The organism is Breoghania corrubedonensis, assembly GCF_003053845.1.
GTDB classification, from domain to species: domain Bacteria; phylum Pseudomonadota; class Alphaproteobacteria; order Rhizobiales; family Stappiaceae; genus Breoghania; species Breoghania corrubedonensis.
Map to the genome: position 1 here is coordinate 1 of NZ_QAYG01000011.1, position 25,004 is coordinate 25,004.

A 25,004-nucleotide genomic window follows, 5' to 3' on the forward strand; every position below is an offset into this window, starting at 1 on the left:
CGCAACACGCTACGAGAAGACGGCCAGAAACTATCTCGCCGTCGTAACTCTGGCCGCAATCGTCCTCTGGCTTCGATAAATGTCCACACAACCTAACCCACCGATTCCCGCAGAAATACACGCGAAACGTGTTACGAAAAATTTATACAACCATATATAGAAACGCTTATGACGTTGTGTTATGTTGCCTCTCGGTTGGCCTGGCGTGGTTTTCAATGTCCGGCCGGCAAGAAGCGGAGGCTGTTCTGTCACGTTGGTGACATCAAGCCTATGCTATAATTGAAGGGTATTAATTTATTCGGAAAACATGAAACTTATGTCGGGATCATGAGATATTATTATAATTTTATTATGAATTTGATTTTGGCGTAATGGAAGAGCTTTAAATCCCGACATATTCTTTATTAACCGGCTGATCTTGCCGGTGACGTCCGAGAGCAGAGTGTTCGCCAAAGCCCATATTACGGGCGCGCGGCGGGCGGGAGAGAGTTACCCTCCCAGGCTCGGTTCTTGTTGGCGGTGCTTCGTTTCGCGGGGCTTCAAACTTCGGCCGGGCCTGACGACATGCGAAATGTCTTGTCAGGCTCGGCCGTCTTCGTTTGTGGACCGGTCGGCGCGCGCCATCTTCGGCGGCGTTGTCGTTGCGTTTGGCCTGGAAAGGGCGGCATGGATTGACGCTCCCGAACGCGACTGCTAACGCCAGCGCCATGCCGCAAACGCGCCCCTTCGTCTACGATCCGCCCAAAGGCCCTCTCGTCGTCCTCCACGCGGACGCCGATATCCTCGTCGTGGCGAAACCGTCGGGTCTGTTGTCGACGCAGGGCAAGGCGGCCGAACATGCCGACTGTCTCATCGCCCGTATCAATGCGGAGTATCCGGAAGCGACGCTGGTCCACCGCCTCGATTGCGCGACCTCCGGCGTCATGGTCTTTGCCCGCAACCGGGCCTCCCACCGCCACCTCGGGTTGCAGTTCGAGCGCCGCAAGCTCTCCAAGACTTATGTGGCGCGTGTCTGGGGGAGTATCGCGGACGATGAAGGCGTGATCGACAAGCCGCTGCGCTGTGACTGGCCGAACCGCCCGAAACAGATCGTCGATTTCGTCGAAGGCCGCCCGGCGCTGACGCGCTGGCATGTGGAGGCCCGCGAGGCGGCGGCGACACGCGTCCGCCTGCTGCCGCAGACCGGCCGTTCCCATCAGCTGCGCGTGCATATGGCCGATCTCGGACATCCCATCCTGGGCGATGCGCTCTATGCCGACGACGACGCCTTTGCCGGTGCACCGCGCCTTCAGCTTCATGCCGAAACGCTCACCATCCGCCATCCGGTCGGCGGTGAACCGATGACGTTCATCGATCCCTGCCCCTTCTAGAACGTCCTCCGAAGGGCGTGTTCGCCCCTTGTCCTCACTTGATAGTGGCTGGAGATGTGACGGAATGATGAGCGAAAAGAACAAGATGCTTGCCGGATTGCCCTATCGGGCGGATTGCCCGGAACTGGTGGCCGACAGGGAGCGTGCAAGCGCCTGGATGGATCGTTTCAATGCCCGCCAGGCCGCCCCGGCTGCGGAGCAGCGTGACCGTCTCGCGGAGCTTTTCGCAGACGTCGGCGAGGGGGTGGTCATCCGTCCGCCGTTTCATTGCGATTACGGCTACAACATCAGCGTCGGCCGGAACGTATTCGTCAATTTCGGCTGCATCGTGCTCGATGTCGCCGCAGTGGAGATCGGCGACTTCACCCAGATCGGACCGGGTGTTCAGATCCTCACCGCCGATCACCCGCGCGATCCCGAACTCCGGAGCCGGGGCGTGGAGTCGGGCCGTCCGATCCGCATCGGACGAAACGTCTGGATCGGTGGCGGCGCGATCGTCTTGCCCGGCGTGACGATCGGCGACGATGCGATCGTCGGGGCCGGCGCCGTCGTGACCCGGGATGTGCCGGCGGGCGCTACGGTGGTCGGCAATCCGGCGCGGCTCGTGTCGGGTGTCGCGTCGCCGTCCGGCCGCTGAACGAAGGCCTTTGCGCGGGGCCGGCAACCTGTGAACGCTTGACGCGGCCGCGCTGCAATGCTCAACGATGAGAACGCCCTGGGGAGAGGGCGTTCGTTGGGGGGAGGGCGCCATGGCGCAGGAGACGTACGATTATATCGTGGTGGGCGCCGGCTCGGCCGGCTCGGTTCTGGCCAACCGCCTGTCCGCCGATCCGTCCGCGCGCGTTCTGGTGCTGGAGGCCGGCGGGCGCGACGACTGGATCTGGTTCCACATTCCCGTCGGTTATCTCTTCGCCATCAACAATCCGCGTTCCGACTGGTGCTTCCGCACGCGCGCCGAGCCCGGCCTCAACGGTCGTTCTCTCATCTATCCGCGCGGCAAGGTGATCGGCGGATCGTCAGCGATCAACGCCATGATATACATGCGCGGCCAGGCGGGCGATTACGATCACTGGCGCCAGCTCGGCCTCAGCGGCTGGGGCTGGGACGATGTGCTGCCGATCTTCAAGGCGCACGAGAACCACTATCTGGGCGCTTCCGATCTGCATGGCGCGGGTGGCGAATGGCGGGTGGAGCCGCCACGCGTGCGCTGGGATGTGCTCGACCGTTACCGCGATGCGGCGGCCGAGTGCGGCATTCCCAAGATCGACGATTTCAACCGCGGCGACAACGAAGGCTCTTCGTATTTTCAGGTCAACCAGCGCCGTGGCGTGCGCTGGTCGGCGGCACGCGGTTTCCTGAAGCCCGCCCTGAAACGCAACAACCTGACGCTGGAAATCGGCTGTGCGGTGGACAGGCTGACATTCGAAGGAAAGCGCGCGACGGGCGTCGAGTGGATCCAGAACGGTGTGCGCCGCTCCGCTTCCGCCCGGCGCGAGATCGTGCTCGCCTCTGGCTCCATCGGCTCCGTCCAGGTCCTCCAGCGCTCGGGCATCGGGGATGGAGAACATCTGAAATCGCTGGGTATTCCGGTGGTCGCGGATCGCAAAGGCGTCGGCGCCAACCTGCAGGACCACCTGCAACTGAGGATGATCTACAAGGTTTCCGGCGTTCGCACGCTGAACGAGACCTACGCCAATCTCCTGCGCCGTGCCTGGATGGGGATCGAGTATGCCCTGAACCGCTCCGGGCCGCTCACCATGGCGCCTTCCCAGCTCGGCATCTTCACCCGCTCGGGCGATGACGTCGAGCGCGCGGATCTCGAATTCCACGTCCAGCCGCTCTCGCTCGACAAGTTTGGCGATCCCCTCCACGCCTTTCCCGCCATCACCACGAGCGTGTGCAATCTGCGTCCGGAAAGCCGCGGGCACATCCGCATCACGGAGCCGGACGTGGGCGCGCAGCCCGAAATCGCCCCGAACTATCTCGCCGCCGAACGGGACCGGGAGATCGCCGCGCGCTCCCTGCGGATCGCCCGCCGCATCACGAACGCGCCCGCGTTTTCCGAATTCAAGCCCGAGGAATACCTGCCGGGGCCCTCTATCGGCGATGACGATGCGGCGTTGGCAAAGGCGGCCGGCGATATCGGCACCACCATATTCCACCCCGTCGGCACGGCGAAGATGGGCCTCGTCTCCGATCCCATGGCCGTCGTCGACGAACGGTTGCGCGTCTTTGGTGTCAAGGGACTGCGCGTCGCCGACGCCTCGGTCATGCCGACCATCACCTCCGGCAACACCAACTCGCCCACCATCATGATTGCCGACAAGGCCGCCACCATGGTCCGGGAGGATAATCGCGGCTGAAGGCCTCTCTCTATCCTTCCTCTCGTTCTCCTCCCAACCGATCGACCAGCATACAACAAACGGGAACCCGTATGTCGAACCAGCCCTCGCAGGACACCGTCCACGTCGAACGCCGCAAGGCGGCGACGGGAGACATCGCCCTGCTCACCATCGATTTTCCGCCCGTCAACGCGGGTTCCACGGCGATGCGGGCGGCGTTGCTGTCCGCTCTCGAGGGGCTTGATCTCGAGACCCTCGCGGGCGTGGTCCTGACCGGGGCCGGCGGGAACTTCGTCGGCGGGGCCGATATTCGCGAATTCGACGCGCCCGCCCGCGAACCGCATCTGCCTGATGTGCTCTCGAAGATCGAGTCCTGCCCGGTTCCGGTCATCGCGGCGATCGACGGCGCAGCGCTCGGCGGTGGCTACGAACTGGCGCTTGGGTGCGATGGTCGCATCGCCACACCCCGCGCCGTGGTGGGCCTGCCGGAAGTGACCCTCGGTCTCATTCCAGGTTCCGGCGGCACGCTTCGTCTGCCGCGCCTTGTCGGCGAGGCGCAGGCCATCGAGCTCGTCACCTCCGGCCGCCGGGTGAAGACGTCGGAAGCGCTGAAGCTCGGCATGATCGACGCGGTCGCGGACGGGGACCTGATCGAAGCGGCGATCGCGCACCTGGTCTTGCCGGGGACGGGCAAGCGCATCCTGCGTGACCTGCCGGCGCGCCCCGATACGGCGGAAGCGGTCGAAGCCGCCGAACAGGCGGCCTTGAAGAAGAGCCGTGGCGCTTTCGCGGTTCGCGAGGCCGTCGATGCGGTCAAGCGCGCCCACACCATGCCGGCTGGCGAGGCGCTGGCGGCTGAACGCGAAGCGAGCCTGCGTTTGCGTCGCGGGCCGCAGTCGCGCGCGCTCCGCCATCTGTTCTTCGCCGAGCGTGCCGCCACGAAGCTGCCCGAGGGGGAGGAACCGTTGGCGATCGACACCGTCGGTATCGTTGGCGGCGGTCGCATGGGGCAGGGTATCGCGCTTGCCTTCGCGCAAGCCGGTCTGACCGTGCGGATTTCCGAGCGTGACGCGGATCTCCTCAAGGCCGCGATGAGCGCGCTGGCCGATGCCGCGGACGGGTTGGCGGAACGCGGTCGTATCGCCTCCGCCGCCGATCTGATGGAGCGGATCCTTCCCGGCAGCCTGGGGGACATGGCAGACTGCGATCTTGTCGTGGAGGCGATCATCGAGGACATGGACGCCAAGAAGGCGCTGTTCACCCAGCTCGACGCCATCCTCCGCGATGATGCCATCCTCGCCACCAACACGTCCTATCTCGATATCGATGAGATCGCGCGTGCCACAAAGGCGCCCGCTCGTGTGGCGGGCCTGCATTTCTTCAATCCGGCCAATGTCATGCGGCTGGTGGAAGTGATCGACGCCGAGGCGACCTCGCCGCAAGTGCTGGCAAGCCTGGTGAAGCTCGCAAAGCGTATCCGCAAGCTGCCGGTGGTGGCGCGGGTGGGCGAGGGCTTCATCGGCAACCGCATCTTCGCCGCCTACCGCCAGCAGGCCGAATTCCTGATCGAGGAAGGCGCGCTGCCGCTTGAGGTCGATGAGGCCATGGAGGGCTTCGGCTTCGCCATGGGACTATTCAAGGTCTACGACCTGGCCGGTCTCGATATCGCCTGGGCGCGACGCAAGCGCCTTGCGCCGACCCGCGATCCGCGCGCCCGCTATGTCGAGATCCCGGACGTTCTGTGCGAACTGGGACGTTTCGGCCGCAAGACGGGAAGTGGTTGGTACGACTATGCCAGCGGCAAGCCGGTGCCGTATGCCGAGGTTGAGACCATCATCGTCGACACGGCCGTATCAAAAGGCGTCAGGCGTCGCACCTTCACGTCCGACGAGATCGTTTCGCGGATCATGGCGGCGATCGTCAACGAGGCGGCGCTGCTGCTGGAAGAGGGGATCGCCGCGCGCGCATCCGACGTCGATATCGTGTTTGTCAACGGCTACGGCTTTCCGAAGCTGAAGGGCGGTCCGCTGCACTGGGCGGCAAGCCTGCCGCGCGCGGAGGTTCTCGCCGCCGTCGATGCGATGGCACACGCCTCCGGCTTCGGCATTGAGCGCGCCGCCAATCTGGAAGCCGTGCTCGACGACGCAGGGAAATTGTGAACCCCATTGCGCTCGCACAAACCTGACCAAGTCGCGAGACGTGGCGTGACGGCTTTATGCGTTCAGGCGATTTCGCCTGAACGCATGGCCTGCCGAGCGCTCGCGCCATCGCCCGCGAAAGCCGGTTCATGGCAAGGGCGACCCACAGCTCGAAGCTTGGTGACAAAAGAAGGATTTCAGGAAGCGTCTTCAAAAACGTCAGGACGAAATGACCGGGCCGGATCGCCGGTTTGGGGTGTCGCGGGCCTTGTGGGGAGCGGCCGAGCGAATTTTCGCCGAGACGGCAGGGCTCAACGAGCCGCGCTGCGATCGTCGCGCGAGATCTCGGTGCGGATCTCTCCCCACGAGCCGAGGGGAGCAAGGCACGCCGAGCAGTCGATCTGCATCCGCTCCGGGATGTCGACGGTCGTGATCGTGTTGGTCGCGCCGCAATGCGGGCACGGCACGGAGTAATTATCGAAGGCAGGCGGGTTCATTTGAACTCCCTTCCAAAATCAGAAGGCGGGAGCGTCAATCTATGGTGTCGAACAGATTTTGTCTCTCAGCCGTCGTCATGCCCTTGTCAAGAAATCCGACGGTAAGGGGATCATACGCGATCTCACGCAGAGAGTCGAACTTATTGAAGTATAAGCGTCGGAATTATTGCTCTTTGTACGGTTTTAGACAGTGTCTTCCGGAGGTGGTTTGGTAAAATGAGAAGAAGTGTAGATTTTGAATAAAATAGAGTAACAGGATAAGTCGTCCTGATTACGAGCGAATTTTTGCCGGCCAGGGCACGCTGAAACTTGTGCCCTGGCCGAATCTCTCCGACGCTATAGTGCGGACGGAATGGTTTGGATTGTACGGGATACGCCCGGTGCGGCCCGCATTGCATGCGTCCGTTGAGAAGGAGAAGCGATCATGTCGGCAACAAATGCACTTCTTCTCTGTAAGGGAGACATGGAATGACACGGCGCCCGGCCCCCTCCCGTCGTGACGCATACCGGACGTTCCGCACGATCCAGACGCGCTGGATGGACAACGACATCTACGGCCACATGAACAATGTCGTGCACTATTCGTTGTTCGATACCGCGGTCAACGGCTGGCTTGTGGAGGAAGGCGTGCTCGATATTCTGGCGGGCGACCGGGTCGGACTGGTGGTAGAGACGGGATGCCGCTATCACGCCGAGATGGCCTTCCCCGACATCGTGACCGCCGGCATCCGTGTGGCCCGGATCGGAACGTCTTCGGTGCGCTACGAGGTCGGTCTCTTCCGTAACGAAGAGGAAACGGCGAGCGCGGAAGGTTTCTTCGTCCACGTCTATGTCGACAGGCGTACGCGTCGTCCGGTGCCTCTCGATCAGCCACTTCGCGCCGCGCTCGAGACGATTCGCAATCCGGCCGAAGGCTGAAAGGTGACGGCAATACGACGCAGCCGATCCGTCCGCTTGCAAAGCCCTGCAAAAAGCGGTTGAACTCCTCTGAGCTTTCAGCGTTGAAAAACGGAACGACGCCCCTTCCCGGATCGGTCTTGGATGGCGCCGGCGTCGGGCGACTGAACGCGCTCGGCGACCGGGTTTCGTCATTGCGGCGGCTTCAGTCACCGCGCCTTCGCAGCTATAAGAGGTGCCGGCCTTTGTGCGGATGTCCCGCCGTTCCATTTTTGCTATCAGTGTCATGGCCCGCCTGACTTGGGGGTGTTCGACAGCCTTGGCCCGTTTGACAGGAAGATGCCCTTTTGACCGTGCGCACGATCCAATACCGTCCAGAACCCGGAGCGCCGAATTGAGGCCGCACGATCAGCGCCAGTCATGGCGAAAGGCCCGCGCGACATTGCGCATGTCTGCATGCGCGCTCGCGCTGCTCCTCGCCGGCGTCTGCGCTCAGACCACGGCCCGGGCCGAGCCGACGGGGCCCAAGCGGGTCGATACGGTTACCGTCGCCATACGACCCTACGTCAAGCAGGTCACGCTGACAGGCGAGATCGCTGCGCGCAATCAGGCTGCGCTGTCGTTCAAGGTCGGTGGCCGGGTCTCCGACGTTCATGTCGATGTGGGTGATCATCTGAAAAAGGGGGACGAGCTCGCGCGCATCGATCCAACGGAGCAGGAAGCCGATGTCGCCGCCGCGAAAGCCGCCGTCACATCTGCCGAAGCCCGGCTCAAGAACGCCCGGTCGACCTTCGATCGCCAAAGCGCCCTGCTTGCGAGCGGCTTCACCACCCGTTCCGACTATGACAGCGCGGAAAAGGCGCTGAAGACGGCGCAGAACACGCTGGAAAGCGCGCAGGCCCAATTGGGCAGCGCCAACAGCAATCTTGCCGATACAGTACTGAAGGCCGATGCCGCCGGCATCGTCACCGAACGCAATGTCGATCCGGGGCAGGTGGTTGGCGCCGCGCAAAGCGTCTTCAATTTCGCTTACGATGGCGACCGGGACGCGATCTTCGACATTCAGGAGCAATTGTTGACCGGGTCCGCGCCCGCGCGCATCGACATCGCTCTTCTGTCTGACCCAACAGTTGCCACCGCCGGTCACATTCGGGAAGTCTCTCCCCTGATCAATCCGAAGACCGGAACCGTCGAGGTCAAGGTCGCTCTTGATCGTGTGCCGCCTCAAATGCAGCTGGGCGCACCCGTTGCCGGCAGTGTCCGTCAGTCCATTCTCGAGAAGGTCATCGAGCTGCCGTGGCAGGCGCTTGCGGCGGATGATGGACGGCCCGCCGTCTGGGTGGTCGACCCGCGTGACAACACCGTCACACTGCGGCCGATCCGGATCGAGCGTTACAATTCCAGCCAGATTATTGTCGCCGATGGTCTGGCGGCGGGCGAGCAGGTGGTAACCAGTGGTTCGCAGATGCTGCGTGCGGGAGAACCCGTTCAGGTCGTGAAGACCACGGAGGCCGGACAATGAGGTTTCCGATCCATCTCATGGCATTGGTTCTGACGGTATCCCTTACGGCATGTGGCGAGGACGAGCCGGTCTCGGCCGATCCGCAAGCGCCGCGCCCGGTTCTCACCGAAATCGTCAGCCGTGCCCCGATCCGCACCGAGGGTTTTTCAGGCACGGTCGAACCGCGTTACGAGACAACGCTTGCGTTCCGCACGCTCGGGCGCATCGTCGCGCTCAACGCCGATGTCGGCAATCGGGTCGAAAAGGGCGAGGAACTGGCGCAGATCGACGCGGAAACGATGGAAGCGAGCGTGCGGCAGGCACAAGCGCAACTCTCCTCCGCCCGAGCCCAGGCGCGCAATGCCCGTGCCAGCTACGCACGCGCAAAGGCGCTCTTTGAAAAGAACACCGTTTCTTCTGCTGATCTCGACACTGCCGAGCAGTCGCAAGCCTCCGCGGAGGCTTCGGTAACGGAGGCGAAGGCGGATCTCACCAAGGCGCAGAACGCGCTGTCCTACGCCATTCTCACCGCACCTTTCGCCGGCGTCATCACCGCCCGCTCGGCCGATGTCGGTCAGGTTGTGTCCGCCGGTGAAACCGTGATGAAGCTCGCGCGCGTCGACGTGCGCGAGGCAGTCGTCGACATTCCCGGCGAGATCGTTGACACGATGGGTGTCGGCACGCCCTTTCTGGTCCGCTTGCAGATCGACCCGCAGATCAAGGCCGAGGGCAAGGTGCGCGAGGTCGCGCCGGAAGCCGACGCGCTGACCCGCACCAACCGTGTCCGCATCCTGCTCGACAATCCCCCTGCGGCCTTCAGGCTCGGTTCGCTCATCTCGGCCCGTCCCGAAGGGGCGAAGGCGGCCGTGTTGATGGTGCCGCAAAACGCCATCCTGGAGACGGACGGAGCGAAGTTCGTCTGGGTGGTGGAAGAGGGCGCGGTACACCGGCACAAGGTGGAAACCGGCCCGCTGATTGCCGGACGCGTGACGATCGACTCCGGTCTGAATTCCGGTGCTCATGTGGTGGTCGCCGGTGTGCACAGCCTGAAGGAGGGCCAGAAGGTGTCCCTGTCCGGAGACGATCGCCCATGACCTCCTTCAATCTCTCCGACTGGGCGCTGCGCCACCGTTCGCTCATATGGTTCCTGATGATCATCTCGCTCGTGGCCGGGGTGATGTCCTATTTCAATCTCGGCCGCGAAGAGGATCCGAGCTTCACCATCAAGACAATGGTGGTGTCCGCCTCGATGCCGGGCGCCAACGTGCGCGAGATGTCGAAGCAGGTGACCGACCGCATCGAGAAGAAGCTGCAGGAACTCGACACGCTCGATTACACGCGCTCGATCACTACGCCCGGCCAGGCGGTCGTTTTCGTCAACCTGCTGCCCACCACGCCTGGGCGCGATGTGAAGGGCATCTGGCAGCATGTGCGCAACATGATGTCGGATATCCGGTCCGAATTCCCGAGCGAGTTCCAGGGCTTTTCCTTCAATGACGAGTTTGGCGACGTCTTCGGAAACGTCTATGCGTTCACCGCCGACGGGCTGACGCCGCGCCAGTTGCGCGACTACGTGGAGCGCGTGCGCGACCGCATCATCGCCCTGCCGGACGCCGGCAAGGTGGATCTGATCGGCGCGCAGGATGAGGTCATCTATCTGGAATTCTCGCTGCGCAAGGTCGCCGCCCTCGGGCTCGACAGCCAGTCGATCCTCGAAACGCTGCAATCGCAGAACGCCATTGCGCCGTCCGGCGTCGTGCAGTCGGGGCCCGAACGCATTCTCGTGCGCGTCGATGGACAATACACGTCCGAAGACAGCCTCAAGGCCGTCAACCTGCGCGTCAATGATCGCTTCTTCCGCCTGAGCGACGTCGCCACCATCACTCGCGGCTACCAGGATCCGCCGAACACGCTCTTTCGCTACGAGGGCGAGCCGGCCATCGGTCTCGCCATCGGCATGAAGCAGGGGGCCAACATTCTCGACTTTGGTGAAGAGCTGAAGGCGGAAATGGCGCACATCCAGGCAAGGCTTCCCATCGGGATCTCGGTTCACAAGGTCGCGGATCAGTCCCAGATCGTGGATGAGGCCGTGGGGGGCTTCACCCGGGCCCTGTTCGAGGCTGTCGCCATCGTGCTGGTGGTCAGCTTCATCTCGCTCGGCCTTCGCGCCGGACTGGTTGTCGCGCTGTCGATCCCGCTCGTTCTGGCGATCGCCTTTGTCGGCATGGACCTGATGCACATCACCTTGCAGCGGGTTTCGCTCGGCGCGCTGATCATTGCGCTGGGTCTGCTGGTCGACGATGCGATGATCGCCATCGAGACGATGGTTTCACGGCTGGAGGCGGGGGACGACCGCAAGACGGCGGCGAGCTTCGCCTGGACTTCGATCGCCTTCCCCATGCTCACCGGGACGCTGGTGACCGTGGCCGGTTTTCTGCCCATCGGCTTCAACACGTCCAATGCGGGCGAATACACGTTCTCGCTCTTTCAGGTGCTGGCGCTGGCGCTGGTTCTGTCGTGGATCGTGGCGGTTCTGTTCGCGCCGTTGCTGGGTGTCGTGTTTCTGCCAAGCTCCATGAAGAAGCACGACGACAAGCCCTCGCGATTTCGCCGCACCTTCTCCTCGTTGCTGCTGACGGCCATGCGCCGGCGCTATGTGACGATCGCCATCACGGTGGCGCTCTTTGCGGTTTCGGTCTTCGGCATGCGGTTCGTGCAGCAGCAGTTCTTCCCGTCCTCCGACCGGCCGGAACTGGTGGTCGATTTCACACTGCGTCACAATTCGACCATCGCCGCGACCCGGGCCCAGATGGATGCGCTGGAGGCGACGCTGAAGGGTGACGAGGACGTCGATCACTGGAGCTCCTATGTCGGCCGTTCCGCGGTGCGCTTCATCCTCGCCTACGATATCCAGCCCTCCAATCCGTTCTTCGGTCAGGTGGTGATCGTCACCAAGAGCCTGGAGGCGCGCGAGCGCGTGCAAAAGAAGCTGGAAACCTTCGCGGAAAAGCAGCTTTACGGCTCCGATATCTACGTCAAGACGCTGGAACTCGGCCCCCCCGTCGGTCGGCCCGTCCAGTATCGCCTCGGCGGGCCGGATATCGAGACGGTGCGCACCAAGGCGCGCGAGCTCGCCGCCCTGATGGCGAAGGACAATCGACTCCACAAGATCGTGATGAACTGGAATGAGCCCGCTCGTGTCCTGCAGGTGAAGATCCTGCAGGACAAGGCGCGCCAGCTCGGCGTCAGCTCACAGGCCATCGCTTCCACGCTCAACCAGGTGCTTGACGGCGTCACGGTCACCCAGGTGCGCGACGATATCTATCTCATCAATGTGGTGGCGCGTGGCAAGCAATCCGACCGCGATTCCATTGAGGCGATCGAGAACCTCCAGCTCACCAACGCGCAAGGCGCCTCGATCCCGCTGGCGAGCCTCGTCAGTTACGGCTATGGCTACGAGGATCCGATCCTCTATACCCGTTCGCGCACGCCGACCATCACGGTCAGCGCGGCGATCCTCGGCGATACCCAACCGGCGACGGTCGTCAAAGAACTGAGCCCGTCCATCCACGCCTTCGTCGCCGATCTCCCCGACGGCTACAGCGTGGAGACGGGCGGTTCCGTCGAATCGAGTGGTGAGAGCCAGGGGCCCATCCTCAAGGTCGTCCCCTTCATGGCTCTGGCGATGCTGCTGCTGATCATGTTCCAGATGCAGAGCTTCGGCGCGATGTTCATCGTGCTGAGCGCCGCACCGCTGGGGCTAATCGGTGTGGTCGCGGCCCTGCTGCCAAGCGGTGCGCCACTGGGCTTCGTCGCCATTCTCGGCGTTCTCGCGCTGATCGGCATCCTGATCCGCAACTCTGTCATCCTGGTCCATCAGATTGGCATCCTGAAGGACGAGGGGCTGGATTCCTGGACAGCGGTTTTCCGGGCGAGCGAGATGCGTGCGCGCCCCATTCTGCTCACGGCAGCCGCTGCCTCGCTGGCTTTGATCCCGATTTCGCGCGAGGTCTTCTGGGGTCCCATGGCCTATGCCATGATGGGCGGTATCATCGCCGGCACGCTGATCACGCTGCTTTTCGTGCCCGCGCTCTATGTGGCCTGTTACAGGCTGAGGGAGCCCGAGGACGCCCGGCCGGCACAGGCGCGGCCGGAGGCCCTTCGCCCGCAAGACCAATAAGGATTGCGCGAAGAAAACACATCCTGGAAACACCAGAAACGTTTTGTTGCAATATTTCTGCCCGCCTCCGGGCCTGTTGGGTTACATGCTTCAGACAACCGGAAGCGAACTCATGTCCCATGGCCCCTTTATTCTCGTCGTCGACGACGATCAGGAAATCCGCTCCCTGCTTGGCCGCTACTTGGCCGATCAGGGGTTTCGGGTGTCCGTTGCCGCCAGCCGTCGCGAATGCGAGAACCGCATCAGCGAGGCGCAGCCGGATCTTGTCGTTCTCGACGTGATGCTGCCCGATGGCTCCGGCCTCGATATCTGCCGTAACCTTCGCTCCCGGCGACCGAGCACACCGGTCATCCTGCTGACCGCGTTGAAGGAGGATGTCGACCGCATCATCGGCCTTGAAATCGGCGCGGACGACTATCTCGGCAAGCCCTTCAATCCGCGCGAGCTGACGGCGCGAATCAAGGCTGTCCTGCGGCGAGCGGGCTGTGACGGCGACGAGGCGGAGACGGTGAAAGCCTATCGGCTGGGCGACATTCTGGTGGAGCCGGAGGCGCGCCAGGTGACGCGGGAGCCGTCAGGTCGGATCGATCTGACCGGCGCGGAATTCGATCTCCTGAGGGTCTTTCTCGACCGGCCCGGAAGATTGCTTTCCCGAGAACAGCTTCTCGACATCACCCAAGGCCGCCACCACGAGCCCGGCGATCGCTCGATCGACGTGCTGATGAGCCGGCTCAGGCGCAAGCTCGGCGAGGGCGGGCGCGATACCCTTTTCCGGACGGTGCGAAACGGCGGCTACCAGCTTGTCGTTCCGGTAACGAGCGAGACCGAGGCGGAATGAAGTCACTCGGCTTTCGCATAGCCGCACTGCTTATCCTGGCTATCGTCATGGTGGTCGGCCTGGCGACGGTTGCCGCCATGGTCGCATTCCGCCGTCCCTTGCCCCAGACGATCGTGGAGCCGGTGGCCCGCCAGATCCATGTTCTGGCGAACCTGGCTGCCGATGAGCGAAAGGCGGCGCAGAGGGCTGGCCTCGATATCCGCTCCACACCGGCGAACGGAGAGGTGGACGCGCGCGCGACCGGGTTTCTCGCCCAGGCGCTGGAACACACAGGCCCCGCCAGCAAGGTCATCGTGTCGCGTGAACCGAGCGGGGGCGGGCTGACAGCCTCTGTCCAACTTGGCGGTGGCGACTGGCTGGTCACCAGTGTGCCCGATTTCTCCCCGCCCAGCGGCTTGCCCGGTTTCGTGATGTGGATACTCCTCATTGTCGCCGGCAGTACGGTGATCTCGATCATTGCGGCGGTGAAGATCACACGGCCCTTGCGGCTGATCGAATGCGCGGTGGGCGCGGTGGGGCCGGACGGTATGCTGCCGCCGATACCGGAAATGGGGGCGAGCGAGGTGCGGGTTACCGCGCGCGCGCTCAATCGGTTGTCAAAGCGCCTAAAATCGGCGATGGAAAGCCGCATGCGGCTCGTTGCCGCCGCCGGCCATGATCTGCGTACGCCAATGACCCGCATGCGTCTGCGCGTGGAATTCCTTCCCGAAGAAGATCGCAACAGGTGGCTTGCGGATCTTGAGGAGCTCGACCGGATTGCCGACAGTGCCATCAGTCTTGTTCGCGAGGAAACACTGACGGATGGAGACGATCTGGTTCGGCTGGGTCCCTTGTTGCGGTCGATTGTCGATGATGCCGTCCAGGCCGGTCTGTCGGCACAGGTTGGGACGATGGCGCAGGTCACCGTGACCGCAGGTCCGGTTGCGTTGCGCCGCGCATTGACTAATCTTGTCGTCAACGCGGCGACCCATGGCCGTGGTGCCTTTGTTTCGCTGGAATGTCATGGAACGCAGGCCGTGATCAGAATTACCGATAGCGGTCCGGGCGTTCCTGAGGACCTGATCGACCAGATTTTCGAACCCTTCTTTCGCGTCGATATCGCGCGACGCAAGACGATTCCCGGCGCGGGGCTGGGTATGGTCATCGCACGCGAGATCATCGAGCGTTTTGGAGGCGCCATAGCCGTCGCGAATCGCATACCTCATGGTTTGCTCCAAACGATAACTTTCCCGCTTGCCGAGACGACGGGACGTCAGCGCTCGGCCGAACCTGCAGAGTGCTCCCTATGACCACACAGATCCCTTCTGCCACGGCGGCGACCTCGTCCCCGGGTAACGGCCGCTCGCGCAATGCCGCAAGGGCAGGTTTTCGCTGCATCGGCGTCGCGCTGTCAATGTCGCTGCTGGCGGGCTGCGCCGTGGGACCGGATTACCAAATCCCGAACCTCGCCATGCCGGCGAGTTGGGCGCATTCGGGCAAGGAACATCCGAAGGGCATTCCCGATCTCGAGCACTGGTGGACGCGGTTGAACGACCCGATCCTGAACGATCTGATCGAGGAGGCGGTCGACGGCAATCTCGATGTCGCCACGGCCAAGGCACGCATCCGGCAGGCCCGCGCGAGTTATCGTCAGGCGACGGGAGACCTGTTCCCCACGCTTGATGGCACCGCCGCCGGCACCCGCTCCAAGAGCTCGACCCAAACCGATAGCGGCAAGGGCAACGTCTCCAACCTGTTCGACGCTGGTTTCGACGCGAGTTGGGAGCTCGACATCTTCGGCGCCAACCGCCGGGCCAAGGAAGCCGCGCGCTACAGCGTGGATGCGGCCGAGGAGAACCTGCGCGACGTGTTGCTGACGCTCGTGGGCGACGTGGCCACCTACTACATCGACGCACGCGGCTATCAGGCGCGCATCGCGCTCGCCCAGCGCACCGCCAAGTCGCAGAACGAAACCGCCGATCTCACTCAGAAGAAGTTCCAGGCTGGTGGCAGCTCCGGCCTCGACGTGGCCAATGCCACGGGTCAGGCGGCCAGCACGGAAGCCGAGATCCCCACCCTGCGCACGTCCTACGCGCAGGCCGTTCACCAGATCGGCGTTCTGCTTGGTCGTCCGCCCTCAGCCGTGGCTGACCGGTTGAACAAGCGGCGCGCCATTCCCCGGCCGAAGCTTCCGCTTCCCGCTGGCATCCCGGCCGACGTTCTCGTGAACCGCCCAGATGTCCGTCTGGCAGAGCGCGAGCTGGCCGAATATACCGCGAAAGTCGGCGTCGCCGAGGCCGCCCGTTATCCAAGCGTCAGCCTGACCGGGTCTCTCAGTACGTCCGCTCTGGAGATCGGCGATCTGGCAAAGAACTCGACCGTTGCCTGGTCTTTCGGACCGAGCCTGAGCGTGCCGCTCTTCAACGCCGGGAAGCTCAAGGCGGGAGCGGATCTCGCCAGGGCTCAGCGCGACGAGTACTTCATCGCCTACAAGGCGTCGATCCTGACGGCGATGCAGGATGTCGAGGATGCCCTGGTGTCGTTGCGCCAGCAGCGGATCCGGATCGTGAAGCTGTCCCGGTCGGTTGGCGGTTATCGTCGCGCGGCCAAGCTCTCGCGGGCCCTCTATCAGACAGGATCATCCAGTTTCCTCGATGTGCTTGATTCGGAGCGTTCGCTCTATTCGGCCGAGGATTCCATGCTCCAGAGCCAGGTCGCGATCGCGACCGCCTATGTGTCCTTGAACAAGGCGCTCGGCGGCGGCTGGAACGGTGCGATCGATGCCTCCAAGCCGGAGGTGGTGGATACCAACACTGGTCCCCATTTCGCGAAGATCGAGGCGGTTCCCCCACAACGACCCGAGTAATCGCGCGCCCGGTCCATGGCCGGGCGAACGTATAAGTCAGGTACGTTTCCGGTTCATCCTACGTTCAAGTACATACGGGCAATGTGCCCGGCAAAGGTTCGGCGGAGTGCCGGTGTAGCTCGCCAAATCCAGCTCCGGCGACGCCATCGCGCCCGTGCGGTGAGGCTTGGGTTGGATCGGGACGGCTTACCGTGCCGTGCTTCAAGGCGGCAGCGTCGCGGCGGAGGTGTAACCCGTCAGTTTCGAGTATCAGGCAGAGTGGATGACGACAGAAAAGAAAAGCAGACTTCGGCGGCGTGTTCTGATCGCGATTGGTCTGCTGGTGGTTCTCGCCGCAGTCGCCTATGTCTTTCGCGACAGGTTCGTTTCCCAAGATCAGCCCAACATCATGACCGCCGCCGTCACCAGGGGTGACGTGGAGGAGAGCGTGCTGGCGACCGGCTTGCTGAAGCCGATGAAGCTGGTTGCCGTTGGTGCCCAGGTTTCCGGGCGCATTACGTCTCTCAAGGTGAAGCTCGGGCAGGAGGTCAAGAAGGGCGATCTCGTCGCCAATATCGATTCCATCAGCCAGCAATATGCCCTGCGTACCGCCCAGGCGACGCTCGCAAACGTCAAGGCGCAGAAAGTCGAAAAGGAAGCCACTCTGGCGCTGGCCAAGCAGACGTTGGCACGTCAGAGCCGCATGGTGGCGCAGAAGGCCGTCTCCCAGGCCGACTTCGACAACGCCGAAGCCGACGTGAAGACAGCCGACGCCCAGATCGCGGCACTCGATGCACAGATCGTGGAAGCCGAGGTCGCGGTGGAGAACGCACAGGCCGATCTCGACTACACGAAGATCACCGCCCCGATCGACGGGACCGTGCTGTGGATTTCCAGTCAGGAAGGCCAGACCGTCAACGCCTCCCAGTCGGCGCCGACGATCGTCATCCTCGGGCAGCTCGACACCATGACGGTTCGCGCGGAAATTTCGGAGGCCGACGTCGTCCACGTCGAACCCGGTCAGCCGGTCTATTTCACCATCCTGGGCGAACCGGGCATGCGCTACGACGCGACGCTGCAATCGATCGAACCCGCGCCTGAATCGATCACCAGCGACAGTCTGGTCAGTTCGTCCTCGTCGTCGTCCTCATCGTCGTCGTCGAGTACGTCGGAAGCGATCTACTATAACGGCATCTTCAACGTGCCGAATAAGGACGGCAAGCTGCGCACCTACATGACAGCCGAGGTGCATATCATCCTGGGGCAGGCGAGGGACGTGTTGACGATTCCCTCCGCCGCGCTGGGCAAGCACGCCAGTGACGGGAGCTACACGGTTCGCGTGCTCGGCCAGGACGGTACGATTTCCACCCGCAAGGTTGAAGTCGGTCTCAATGACAAGGTTACGGCGGAGATCAAGTCTGGCCTGAAGGAGGGCGAACGGGTGGTTTCCGGGCAGTTGAGTTCGGCCATTGCCACCGGCAGCACCGACTCGGGGCGCCGCGGGCCGCCGATGGGGCTCTGACCATGTCCGAGCCGCTCATCCAGCTTCACAAGCTGAACCGTGAGTTCCCCGCCGGCGAAAGCATGCTGAGGGTGCTTGATGACGTCGACCTCACCATCGAAGCCGGTGAGTTCGTGGCGATCATCGGCGCTTCGGGGTCGGGCAAGTCGACGCTGATGAACATCCTCGGCTGTCTCGACCGGCCGTCGGGCGGCAGCTACCGGGTTTCCGGCCGGGAAACCTCGGCGCTGGAGCCGGATGAACTGGCGGCGCTGCGCCGCGAGCATTTCGGTTTCATCTTCCAGCGCTACCACCTTCTTTCCGAGCTGACCGCCCTTGCCAATACGGAGATCCCGGCGATCTACGCCGGCCAGACACCCGCTCAGCGCCAGACGCGCGCCGCGGCCCTGCTCGGCCGGCTTGGCATGTCGGATCGTCTCGATCACCGTCCCGGCCAATTGTCCGGCGGCCAGCAGCAGCGTGTCTCCATCGCCCGCGCCATGATGAACGGCGCCGATGTCATTCTCGCGGACGAGCCGACCGGCGCGCTCGACACGCATTCCTCGGAAGAAGTGCTCCGCATCCTGCGCGAGCTGCACGACAGCGGGAAGACGGTGATCATCGTCACGCACGATCCTGGTGTTGCCGCGCTCGCCGAGCGCACCATCGAGATCTCCGATGGCCGCATCGTGTCCGACAAGCGCTCAGAGCCATCCGGGAACAAACCGGCAAATGGCGATGCCCCGGCCGAGGAACGCCGCAGCTTTGCGCGCGTCGGTTCCTGGCGCGCCCAGGTGGACCGGTTTCGCGAGGCCTTCAAGATGGCGCTGCGGTCCATGAGAGCGCACAAGGTCCGCACCTTCCTGACCATGCTCGGCATCATCATTGGCATCGCCTCGGTGGTGAGCGTCGTCGCGCTGGGCACAGGGTCCCAGCAGAAGGTGCTGGCCAACATTTCTAGCCTCGGCACCAATACGCTGGAGATCTTTCCGGGCAAGGATTTCGGTGATGTGCGCTCAGGCAAGATCACCACGCTCGTCATCTCCGACGCCAACCAGCTTGCCAAGCAGCCCTATGTTGCCGCCGTCACGCCGACCGTGACCACCACCGACACCATCCGCTTCGGATCGCAGGAAGCCAACGCGCAGGTCAACGGCGTCGGTGCGCAGTATTTCGAGGCGAAGGGCACCAAGCTCGCTCAAGGGCGGCTGTTCGATGCCGACAGCGTGCGCGACATGACGCAGGAAGTCGTCATCGACGAGAACACCCGCAAGACGCTTTTCGACAATATCGAGGGCAGTCCCGTCGGCCGGGTGATCCTGGTCGGCGACGTGTTCTGTCGCATCATTGGCGTAACGGAGCAGCAGCAGGGGGGCTTCGGCGCCAGCAACCGGCTCTCCGTCTATCTGCCCTACACTACCGTCCAGGCGCGGTTCCTCGGCGACCAGACCCTTCGCTCCATTACCGTGCGGGTGGCGGAGAGCACTGAAACGGACCTTGCTGAGCAACTCGTCACGACCTTCCTGACCCAACGCCATGGGTCCAAGGACTTCTTCATCCTCAACACCGACGATATCCGCAAGACCATCACCAGCACCACGCAGACGCTGGCGCTGCTGATCGCGGCGATCGCGGTCATTTCGTTGGTGGTTGGCGGGATCGGCGTGATGAACATCATGCTGGTCTCCGTGTCGGAGCGGGTCAGCGAGATTGGCGTGCGCATGGCGGTGGGGGCCCGGCAGTCCGATATTCTTCAGCAGTTCCTGATCGAGGCGGTGCTCGTCTGCCTGATCGGCGGCGTCCTCGGCATCCTGGCGGCACTTGGCTTCGGCGCGCTGTTCAGCTTGCTCGGATCGAGTTTTCAGCTGATCTATTCGACGTCGTCGATCGTGCTCGCCTTCGTTTCCTCCAGCCTGATCGGCATCGTCTTCGGCTATCTGCCAGCGCGCAATGCCTCCATGCTCGACCCGGTCGTGGCGTTGTCTCGCGACTGAGCCGGGGAGGGGCGTGCGAGCGGCGTTGGAAACGGGGCCTGCGCGCCCTGTCCGTGCGCCGCTTTTCTATTTGGTGCGACTTCCCATATGAAAACGGGTCGGGATGCGATATGGCCGATTGGCGCGCACGCTTGCGCGGCTGGCGGCGGCTGGTTCCGATCCAGCCTCGGGTCGGTTGAAACGGAGAGACGATGCGCGGGCTCTTTCTTGTACTCGGACTGGGATTTGTGGGGCTTGGTTTCATCGGCGTGTTCCTGCCGGTGCTGCCGACGACGCCGTTCCTCATTCTTGCGGCCGCATGCTTCACCCGTTCCTCCACCCGGCTTGAAAGCTGGCTCATAGAGCATCGGCATTTCGGCCCGACCTTGCGCGACTGGCGTGAGCGCGGCGCGATTCCCGTCCGGGCGAAGTGGCTGGCCCTGATCGGCACGAGCACGGGATTTGTGCTGTTCTACCTCGGCTCCCACCCCGGCCCGTGGCCAACCCTGGCCGTTGCCCTGTTGATGCTGTCCGGGCTTGCCTACGTTTTCACGCGCCCCTCCGCCTGAGGGCCGTCGTTACAGGTCGGGATCCCGGCCAATCCTGTCGAAAGCATCCGTTCCGCCGGTTTCCCGGGCGACGACCCTGGCGGTCGCCAGCAGGTTCAGCGCTTCCTGTGGGCCCTGTTTCTGGCCGAGATTGGTGACCGTCGTCATCACGCAGGCGATCTGCTGCTGGGCATCGAAGACAGGCACTGCCTGGCCGGTGATGTCGGGCAGGAGATGGCTTGTCAGGTCGGCCCGGCACGTGCGGCGGATTTCCTCAAGGATCGCCAGCTTGGGCTTCGTTCCGCGAAAATGCCGGGGTTGCAGGCTGCGCGCCCTCTCCACATGGTCATTCGGCAGGAAGGCCTGGAACATCAGTCCGCAGGCGGTATTGTCGAGCGGCAGAACGTCGCCGAGGCCGAGGGACGAAATGGTGAAATAAGCGCTGCGGTACCAGCGCACGAGCGTGGGGCCGCGATCTGTCCAGATGGCGACACCGCCACTGGCCGGGCTTTTCTCAACCAGCGACTTCATGTGCCGGGCGGCGACATCCACGGGCTCGATCCGCTTCAGCGCCGCGATGCCGATACTGAGCGCCGTGGGGCCGAGATTGTAGTGTCCGCTCGCCGGATCCTGCGCCGCCAGCCCTTCCTGCACGAGGCTCTGCAGATAGCGGTGTGCTGTGGAACCGCCGGTTCCGGCCCGCTTCGCCAGCGTGCCGAGCGTCAAGGGTTCCTCCGCGTTGGCCAGAAGCTCGAGAAAGCGCGTGGCGATGGCGACGGACTGGATCGTTCCGGGCCGCTTTTCGGTGGCCACGTGTTCTTTGCCGCTATCGGTTTCAACCATGGAAATCGCAAGATCCATCTAGGTGGGAACGGAGGGGGCGGAGCAAGGTGATCCCGATCGGCGCAGCCGCGCCGATCGACGCAAACGCTCCGCCTATCCCCTTCCGCTTCAACGTGTGGCCTTCAAGATTAAGGAGGCGGGTCACAAGGGGCAATCGGCTTTGCATTCTCTCGTCACGGCATGTCTTGCGGTCCCGCTGCATCGTCGTTGCCATGCTGCAACAGTGTGACATGATTTCACTTTCTCATATTGTATCGCGGAATGCATTCTGTATTGTGGAAATCTGTTGGGGCCAGATCGTCGTCTGTCCATGTCCCATCCGCGATGGACGGACGCCGGCTCCCGGCAGCAATCCATAAAGACGTCAAGATAACTGACAGCCAGCGTTTCATGCCAGCCAGCAGTAACCGGTGAGGCAAAAATGAAATCGCGTGCGTGTGCTTATCTGCTCGGCAGCGTCAGTTTCCTGTCCATTTCCGTGATGATGGCATCGTCGCCCCTGGCGCAGACGGCCGGGGGAACAGGAGATGTCATCGAGCTTGAGACCATCGTCGTCAGCGGCGAAAAGGTCGAACGCAGCATCGACAAGACGGCCAGTTCCGTAACCGTGATCGGCAGCGGTGCGCTGGAGGCCCGGCCGGGCGATGATTCCGTCGCAAAGGCTCTCGCGAACATTCCCAACGTCACGTCATTCGGTGCCGTCGGCGCCGCGCCGTCGATCCGCGGGCAGGACACGCAGGGTCCCAACACCGGCGCCGTCGCGTTCTTCGGCGGGACCGTGCCGCGGGCCACCATCAACATGGATGGCCACAACCTCAATTACTTCGAATATGTCTACGGCACGTCCTCGATCTGGGACGTGGACACGATCGAGGTCTTCCGCGGCCCGCAGACCACCTCGCAGGGCGCGAATTCGGTTGCCGGCGCGATCATCGTGAACACCAAGGATCCGACGTTCACCACGCAAGGGGCCGCGCAGGTGGAGGTCGGCAACTACAACATGAAGCGCGGCTCGGCGATGTTCAACGCGCCGATCAACGACGAACTCGCCTTCCGCCTGGCGCTCGACCACTACGGCCGCGACACGTTCATCGATTACACCAGCCCTTCCTACGCGGCGGGGGCCACTGATACCGACCTGATGCGCTTTACCGGCCGCGCCAAGCTGCTGTGGATTCCCGACGCCATTCCCGGACTTGAGGCCAAGCTCACTTACCAGCACTCCCAGTCGAATAACCCGACCCAGGAATCCGCCTTCGAGCCCTATGACGATCTCGACAGCACGGTCACCAACATGCCGACCTGGTACCAGCGCACCAATACGGGCATCGCGGACGTGACTTATGCGTTCAAGAACACGCTGAAGCTCACCAACCAACTGCAATATTCCGACAGCTACACCAAGCGGAACATCGAGCCGGTGACGTCCGGCAAGGCGATCATCGAGGAGACCAACATCTCCAACGAGACGCGGCTCAATTTCGGCGATGCCTTCACCAGAGTGAGCGGTGTGGCGGGCGTCTACTACGCCCACACCGATTCCGACGAGACGCTCAACTACGCCGGCTTTTCCGCCTTCGACGATACCAAGGACAATCTTGGCCTTTTCGCCGAAGTGGACTTCAAGCTGACCGATCGCTGGACGATCACCGGCGGCCTTCGCTACGAGCGCGATCGCGTTCAGCGTGTGGGCACCTCGTCCTTCACCACGACGGATCTCGATTATGACGAGACCTTCGATGCGTGGCTGCCGAAGGTCTCGGTGGCTTATGCGCTGACACCGGACGTCACGGTCGGTGCGCTCGTCAGCCGTGGCGCCAATCCCGGCGGCGTGGCGCTCGATCTCTATCAGCGCCGCTGGATGGATTTCGAGCAGGAGACGGTGTGGAACTACGAGCTCTTCACCCGGGCGCACTTCCTGAACGACAGGCTGTTCGTCTCCGGCAACGTGTTCTTCATGGATTACACCGATGCCCAGCGCTATGTGACGACCTCGCTCGTTTCCGGCGTCACCCAGATCCTGACGGTCAATGCCGAGAGCGCCTATTCGTATGGTGCTGAAGTGACAATGAGCTATCAACTTCTCGACAATGTTCGCGTCAACGCCAGCGCCGGTCTGTTGAAGACGAAGATCGAAGAGTTCAGTCTGCTGCCGGACTACGAAGGCAACGACTTCTCCAAGGCGCCGGGCTACATGCTGGGCGCGGGCGTGGAATGGAACATCACGCCGGAGCTGCTGCTGGCGGTCGACGTCAAGCACGTGGACGGCTACTACTCCGACGACGCCAACACCCCCGCCTATCAGGTCGATCCTTATACGGTCGCCAATTCGCGCCTGAGCTACCAGATGAACGATCATCTGAAGCTCTACGGCTACGTCAACAACATCTTCGACGAGCGCGAGCCGACCTATCTGCAGGCCAACCGCTCCGTCGGCGGCACCGAAGGCTACATGCTGTCGCCGCGCATGTTCGGTGTCGGCATGAAGGCGACGTTCTGATCCCATGAAAATCTGGAAACTTGTCATCCCTGTCCTCATTGCCGCACAGGCGCTCGTGATCGCGCCTCAAGCGAGCTGGGCCGGGGAAAAGACCGTGACGGACGATACCGGCCGCACGGTCACCGTGCCCGACAGGGCGGAGCGTATCGTGGTGCTGCACGAGCCGCTGCTCGGCGTGCCGATCCTTGATATCGGCGGCACTGTCGTCGGTGCCTACGGCCGCACCGACGACGGCAAGGTGCTGACCGCCGTCAATTTCGTGACGGCGGTGTTGGGGCCTGATGCGCCACAGCCCAAATCGGGCATCGGCGCCATCGGTACCATCGATCTGGAACGCCTCAGGGCGCTCCATCCCGACCTGATCATCTCCACCGAGCATGATCGCGACAAGGCGGACCAGCTCTCCGCCGTCGCCCCTGTCTATCTTCAGGCGAGCAGCACCGGGGAGGTCTATGGCTTCTCCTCGCAGGCTGATCTCGCCAGGCTGATCGGTCGCGAGGGCGCTTTCGAGACGCGTCTGGCGGAGTATCGCGCCCGCCTCGATGAGGTGCGGGCGGTCTTGCCGGAAAGCCCGCAGGCAAAGACTTATCTGGCCATCATGGTCTCCGATCAGGTGAGCCTCGTCGGCAACATGTCGGGGCTTGTTCAGGCGGTCGAGGATCTCGGCTATACCCGCGCGCCTCTGGGCGAGGCGGGAGCGGCCAGCGGTCTCGGCTCCACATTCGCCGTGCCGCTTTCGAGTGAGATTCTGGGGCGCCTCGATCCCGATCTTCTCATCGTCATGAAAAGCTATGCCGAAGCCGATCGCGACGAGACGGCGATCAGGCAGAGGCTCGACCGCATCATGCCGGGCTGGGAGCGCTTCATGAAACCGGCGCGCGAGGGGCGGATCCTGTTCCTCGATTCAGCCCCCGTGGCAACCCCGACGGTCGCCAGCGCGGAGAACTTCCTTGATACCTTCGAGGCGTGGGCCAGGCACTGAGCGAATGCCGAGCAGATGCTGACCGGGCACGGAACTGGCGGTGAAGCATGACGGGGAGGCGGCAACCTCT

18 protein-coding genes and 1 pseudogene are annotated in these 25,004 nt (G+C 63.2%); 17 read left to right on the forward strand and 2 right to left on the reverse strand.

Features of this window, described 5'->3' with window-relative positions:
• From C8N35_RS20360 to C8N35_RS20380, 5 genes and pseudogenes are all read left to right on the forward strand, one after another.
• Positions 1-79: pseudogene (locus C8N35_RS20360) on the forward strand (IS5/IS1182 family transposase); the annotation flags it as partial.
• A 628-nt stretch (positions 80-707) separates the two neighbouring features.
• Complete coding sequence (locus tag C8N35_RS20365) at positions 708-1,370, forward strand: pseudouridine synthase (protein WP_107991583.1); 663 nt, start codon at positions 708-710, stop codon at positions 1,368-1,370.
• A 64-nt stretch (positions 1,371-1,434) separates the two neighbouring features.
• Positions 1,435-2,007, forward strand: coding sequence for a sugar O-acetyltransferase (locus C8N35_RS20370; protein WP_107991584.1), 573 nt, complete (start codon positions 1,435-1,437; stop codon positions 2,005-2,007).
• 112 nt (positions 2,008-2,119) lie between these two features.
• The gene (locus tag C8N35_RS20375) at positions 2,120-3,733 is read left to right on the forward strand and encodes a GMC family oxidoreductase (protein WP_107991585.1); all 1,614 of its coding nucleotides are present in this window, start codon (positions 2,120-2,122) and stop codon (positions 3,731-3,733) included.
• A gap of 71 nt (positions 3,734-3,804) precedes the next feature.
• The gene (locus C8N35_RS20380; RefSeq protein WP_107991586.1) at positions 3,805-5,871 is read left to right on the forward strand and encodes a 3-hydroxyacyl-CoA dehydrogenase NAD-binding domain-containing protein; all 2,067 of its coding nucleotides are present in this window, start codon (positions 3,805-3,807) and stop codon (positions 5,869-5,871) included.
• Between the two features lie 290 nt (positions 5,872-6,161).
• On the opposite strand, the gene C8N35_RS20385 is transcribed toward C8N35_RS20380, so the two are convergent.
• A complete protein-coding gene (locus tag C8N35_RS20385; protein ID WP_107991587.1) occupies positions 6,162-6,347 on the reverse strand; it encodes a hypothetical protein in 186 nt (61 codons plus the stop codon).
• Positions 6,348-6,815: 468 nt separating this feature from the next.
• Between C8N35_RS20385 and C8N35_RS20390 the strand changes: the two genes are divergently transcribed.
• The 10 genes from C8N35_RS20390 to C8N35_RS20435 all read left to right on the forward strand — a co-directional run bounded on the left by C8N35_RS20390 (position 6,816) and on the right by C8N35_RS20435 (position 20,630).
• Positions 6,816-7,265: an acyl-CoA thioesterase gene (locus tag C8N35_RS20390; RefSeq protein ID WP_107991588.1), complete on the forward strand. Its 450-nt coding sequence runs from the start codon at positions 6,816-6,818 to the stop codon at positions 7,263-7,265.
• Positions 7,266-7,692: 427 nt separating this feature from the next.
• Positions 7,693-8,766 carry an efflux RND transporter periplasmic adaptor subunit gene (locus C8N35_RS20395; RefSeq protein ID WP_170122194.1) on the forward strand — a complete coding sequence of 358 codons (1,074 nt, stop codon included), beginning with the start codon at positions 7,693-7,695 and terminating at the stop codon, positions 8,764-8,766.
• Complete coding sequence (locus C8N35_RS20400) at positions 8,763-9,839, forward strand: efflux RND transporter periplasmic adaptor subunit (protein WP_107991590.1); 1,077 nt, start codon at positions 8,763-8,765, stop codon at positions 9,837-9,839. Before C8N35_RS20395 ends, C8N35_RS20400 begins: the two co-directional genes overlap by 4 nt.
• Positions 9,836-12,925, forward strand: coding sequence for an efflux RND transporter permease subunit (locus C8N35_RS20405; protein WP_107991591.1), 3,090 nt, complete (start codon positions 9,836-9,838; stop codon positions 12,923-12,925). The genes C8N35_RS20400 and C8N35_RS20405 overlap by 4 nt, the downstream gene beginning before the upstream one ends.
• Before the next feature lie 112 nt (positions 12,926-13,037).
• A complete protein-coding gene (locus tag C8N35_RS20410) occupies positions 13,038-13,763 on the forward strand; it encodes a response regulator transcription factor (protein ID WP_107991706.1) in 726 nt (241 codons plus the stop codon).
• Entirely contained in the window at positions 13,760-15,052 is a 1,293-nt protein-coding gene (locus C8N35_RS20415) for an ATP-binding protein (protein WP_107991592.1), read from the forward strand. Before C8N35_RS20410 ends, C8N35_RS20415 begins: the two co-directional genes overlap by 4 nt.
• Positions 15,049-16,608, forward strand: a complete 1,560-nt coding sequence (locus C8N35_RS20420; protein ID WP_107991593.1) for an efflux transporter outer membrane subunit — start codon at positions 15,049-15,051, stop codon at positions 16,606-16,608. Before C8N35_RS20415 ends, C8N35_RS20420 begins: the two co-directional genes overlap by 4 nt.
• A gap of 262 nt (positions 16,609-16,870) precedes the next feature.
• Complete coding sequence (locus C8N35_RS20425; RefSeq protein WP_107991594.1) at positions 16,871-18,109, forward strand: efflux RND transporter periplasmic adaptor subunit; 1,239 nt, start codon at positions 16,871-16,873, stop codon at positions 18,107-18,109.
• Between the two features lie 2 nt (positions 18,110-18,111).
• Positions 18,112-20,082 carry a MacB family efflux pump subunit gene (locus C8N35_RS20430; protein WP_107991595.1) on the forward strand — a complete coding sequence of 657 codons (1,971 nt, stop codon included), beginning with the start codon at positions 18,112-18,114 and terminating at the stop codon, positions 20,080-20,082.
• A 191-nt stretch (positions 20,083-20,273) separates the two neighbouring features.
• Entirely contained in the window at positions 20,274-20,630 is a 357-nt protein-coding gene (locus C8N35_RS20435) for a YbaN family protein (RefSeq protein ID WP_107991596.1), read from the forward strand.
• 9 nt (positions 20,631-20,639) lie between these two features.
• Here C8N35_RS20435 and C8N35_RS20440 read toward each other — a convergent pair whose 3' ends face one another.
• Positions 20,640-21,452 (reverse strand): IclR family transcriptional regulator, encoded by an 813-nt coding sequence (locus C8N35_RS20440; protein WP_107991707.1) that lies wholly within the window; start codon positions 21,450-21,452, stop codon positions 20,640-20,642.
• 421 nt (positions 21,453-21,873) lie between these two features.
• On the opposite strand from C8N35_RS20440, the gene C8N35_RS20445 reads away from it, so the two are divergent.
• Complete coding sequence (locus tag C8N35_RS20445; protein ID WP_107991597.1) at positions 21,874-23,952, forward strand: TonB-dependent receptor; 2,079 nt, start codon at positions 21,874-21,876, stop codon at positions 23,950-23,952.
• Between the two features lie 4 nt (positions 23,953-23,956).
• Positions 23,957-24,934 carry an ABC transporter substrate-binding protein gene (locus C8N35_RS20450; protein ID WP_107991598.1) on the forward strand — a complete coding sequence of 326 codons (978 nt, stop codon included), beginning with the start codon at positions 23,957-23,959 and terminating at the stop codon, positions 24,932-24,934.
• The last annotated feature ends 70 nt before the right edge of the window (positions 24,935-25,004 follow it).

Excerpts from the sequence above, each read along its gene's own strand:
- C8N35_RS20365 (WP_107991583.1), top strand. The coding sequence starts at position 708 with ATGCCGCAAACGCGCCCCTTCGTCTACGATCCGCCCAAAGGCCCTCTC.
- C8N35_RS20370 (WP_107991584.1), top strand. The coding sequence starts at position 1,435 with ATGATGAGCGAAAAGAACAAGATGCTTGCCGGATTGCCCTATCGGGCG.
- C8N35_RS20375 (WP_107991585.1), top strand. The coding sequence starts at position 2,120 with ATGGCGCAGGAGACGTACGATTATATCGTGGTGGGCGCCGGCTCGGCC.
- C8N35_RS20380 (WP_107991586.1), top strand. The coding sequence starts at position 3,805 with ATGTCGAACCAGCCCTCGCAGGACACCGTCCACGTCGAACGCCGCAAG.
- C8N35_RS20385 (WP_107991587.1), bottom strand. The coding sequence starts at position 6,347 with ATGAACCCGCCTGCCTTCGATAATTACTCCGTGCCGTGCCCGCATTGC.
- C8N35_RS20390 (WP_107991588.1), top strand. The coding sequence starts at position 6,816 with ATGACACGGCGCCCGGCCCCCTCCCGTCGTGACGCATACCGGACGTTC.
- C8N35_RS20395 (WP_170122194.1), top strand. The coding sequence starts at position 7,693 with ATGTCTGCATGCGCGCTCGCGCTGCTCCTCGCCGGCGTCTGCGCTCAG.
- C8N35_RS20400 (WP_107991590.1), top strand. The coding sequence starts at position 8,763 with ATGAGGTTTCCGATCCATCTCATGGCATTGGTTCTGACGGTATCCCTT.
- C8N35_RS20405 (WP_107991591.1), top strand. The coding sequence starts at position 9,836 with ATGACCTCCTTCAATCTCTCCGACTGGGCGCTGCGCCACCGTTCGCTC.
- C8N35_RS20410 (WP_107991706.1), top strand. The coding sequence starts at position 13,038 with ATGTCCCATGGCCCCTTTATTCTCGTCGTCGACGACGATCAGGAAATC.
- C8N35_RS20415 (WP_107991592.1), top strand. The coding sequence starts at position 13,760 with ATGAAGTCACTCGGCTTTCGCATAGCCGCACTGCTTATCCTGGCTATC.
- C8N35_RS20420 (WP_107991593.1), top strand. The coding sequence starts at position 15,049 with ATGACCACACAGATCCCTTCTGCCACGGCGGCGACCTCGTCCCCGGGT.
- C8N35_RS20425 (WP_107991594.1), top strand. The coding sequence starts at position 16,871 with ATGACGACAGAAAAGAAAAGCAGACTTCGGCGGCGTGTTCTGATCGCG.
- C8N35_RS20430 (WP_107991595.1), top strand. The coding sequence starts at position 18,112 with ATGTCCGAGCCGCTCATCCAGCTTCACAAGCTGAACCGTGAGTTCCCC.
- C8N35_RS20435 (WP_107991596.1), top strand. The coding sequence starts at position 20,274 with ATGCGCGGGCTCTTTCTTGTACTCGGACTGGGATTTGTGGGGCTTGGT.
- C8N35_RS20440 (WP_107991707.1), bottom strand. The coding sequence starts at position 21,452 with ATGGTTGAAACCGATAGCGGCAAAGAACACGTGGCCACCGAAAAGCGG.
- C8N35_RS20445 (WP_107991597.1), top strand. The coding sequence starts at position 21,874 with ATGAAATCGCGTGCGTGTGCTTATCTGCTCGGCAGCGTCAGTTTCCTG.
- C8N35_RS20450 (WP_107991598.1), top strand. The coding sequence starts at position 23,957 with ATGAAAATCTGGAAACTTGTCATCCCTGTCCTCATTGCCGCACAGGCG.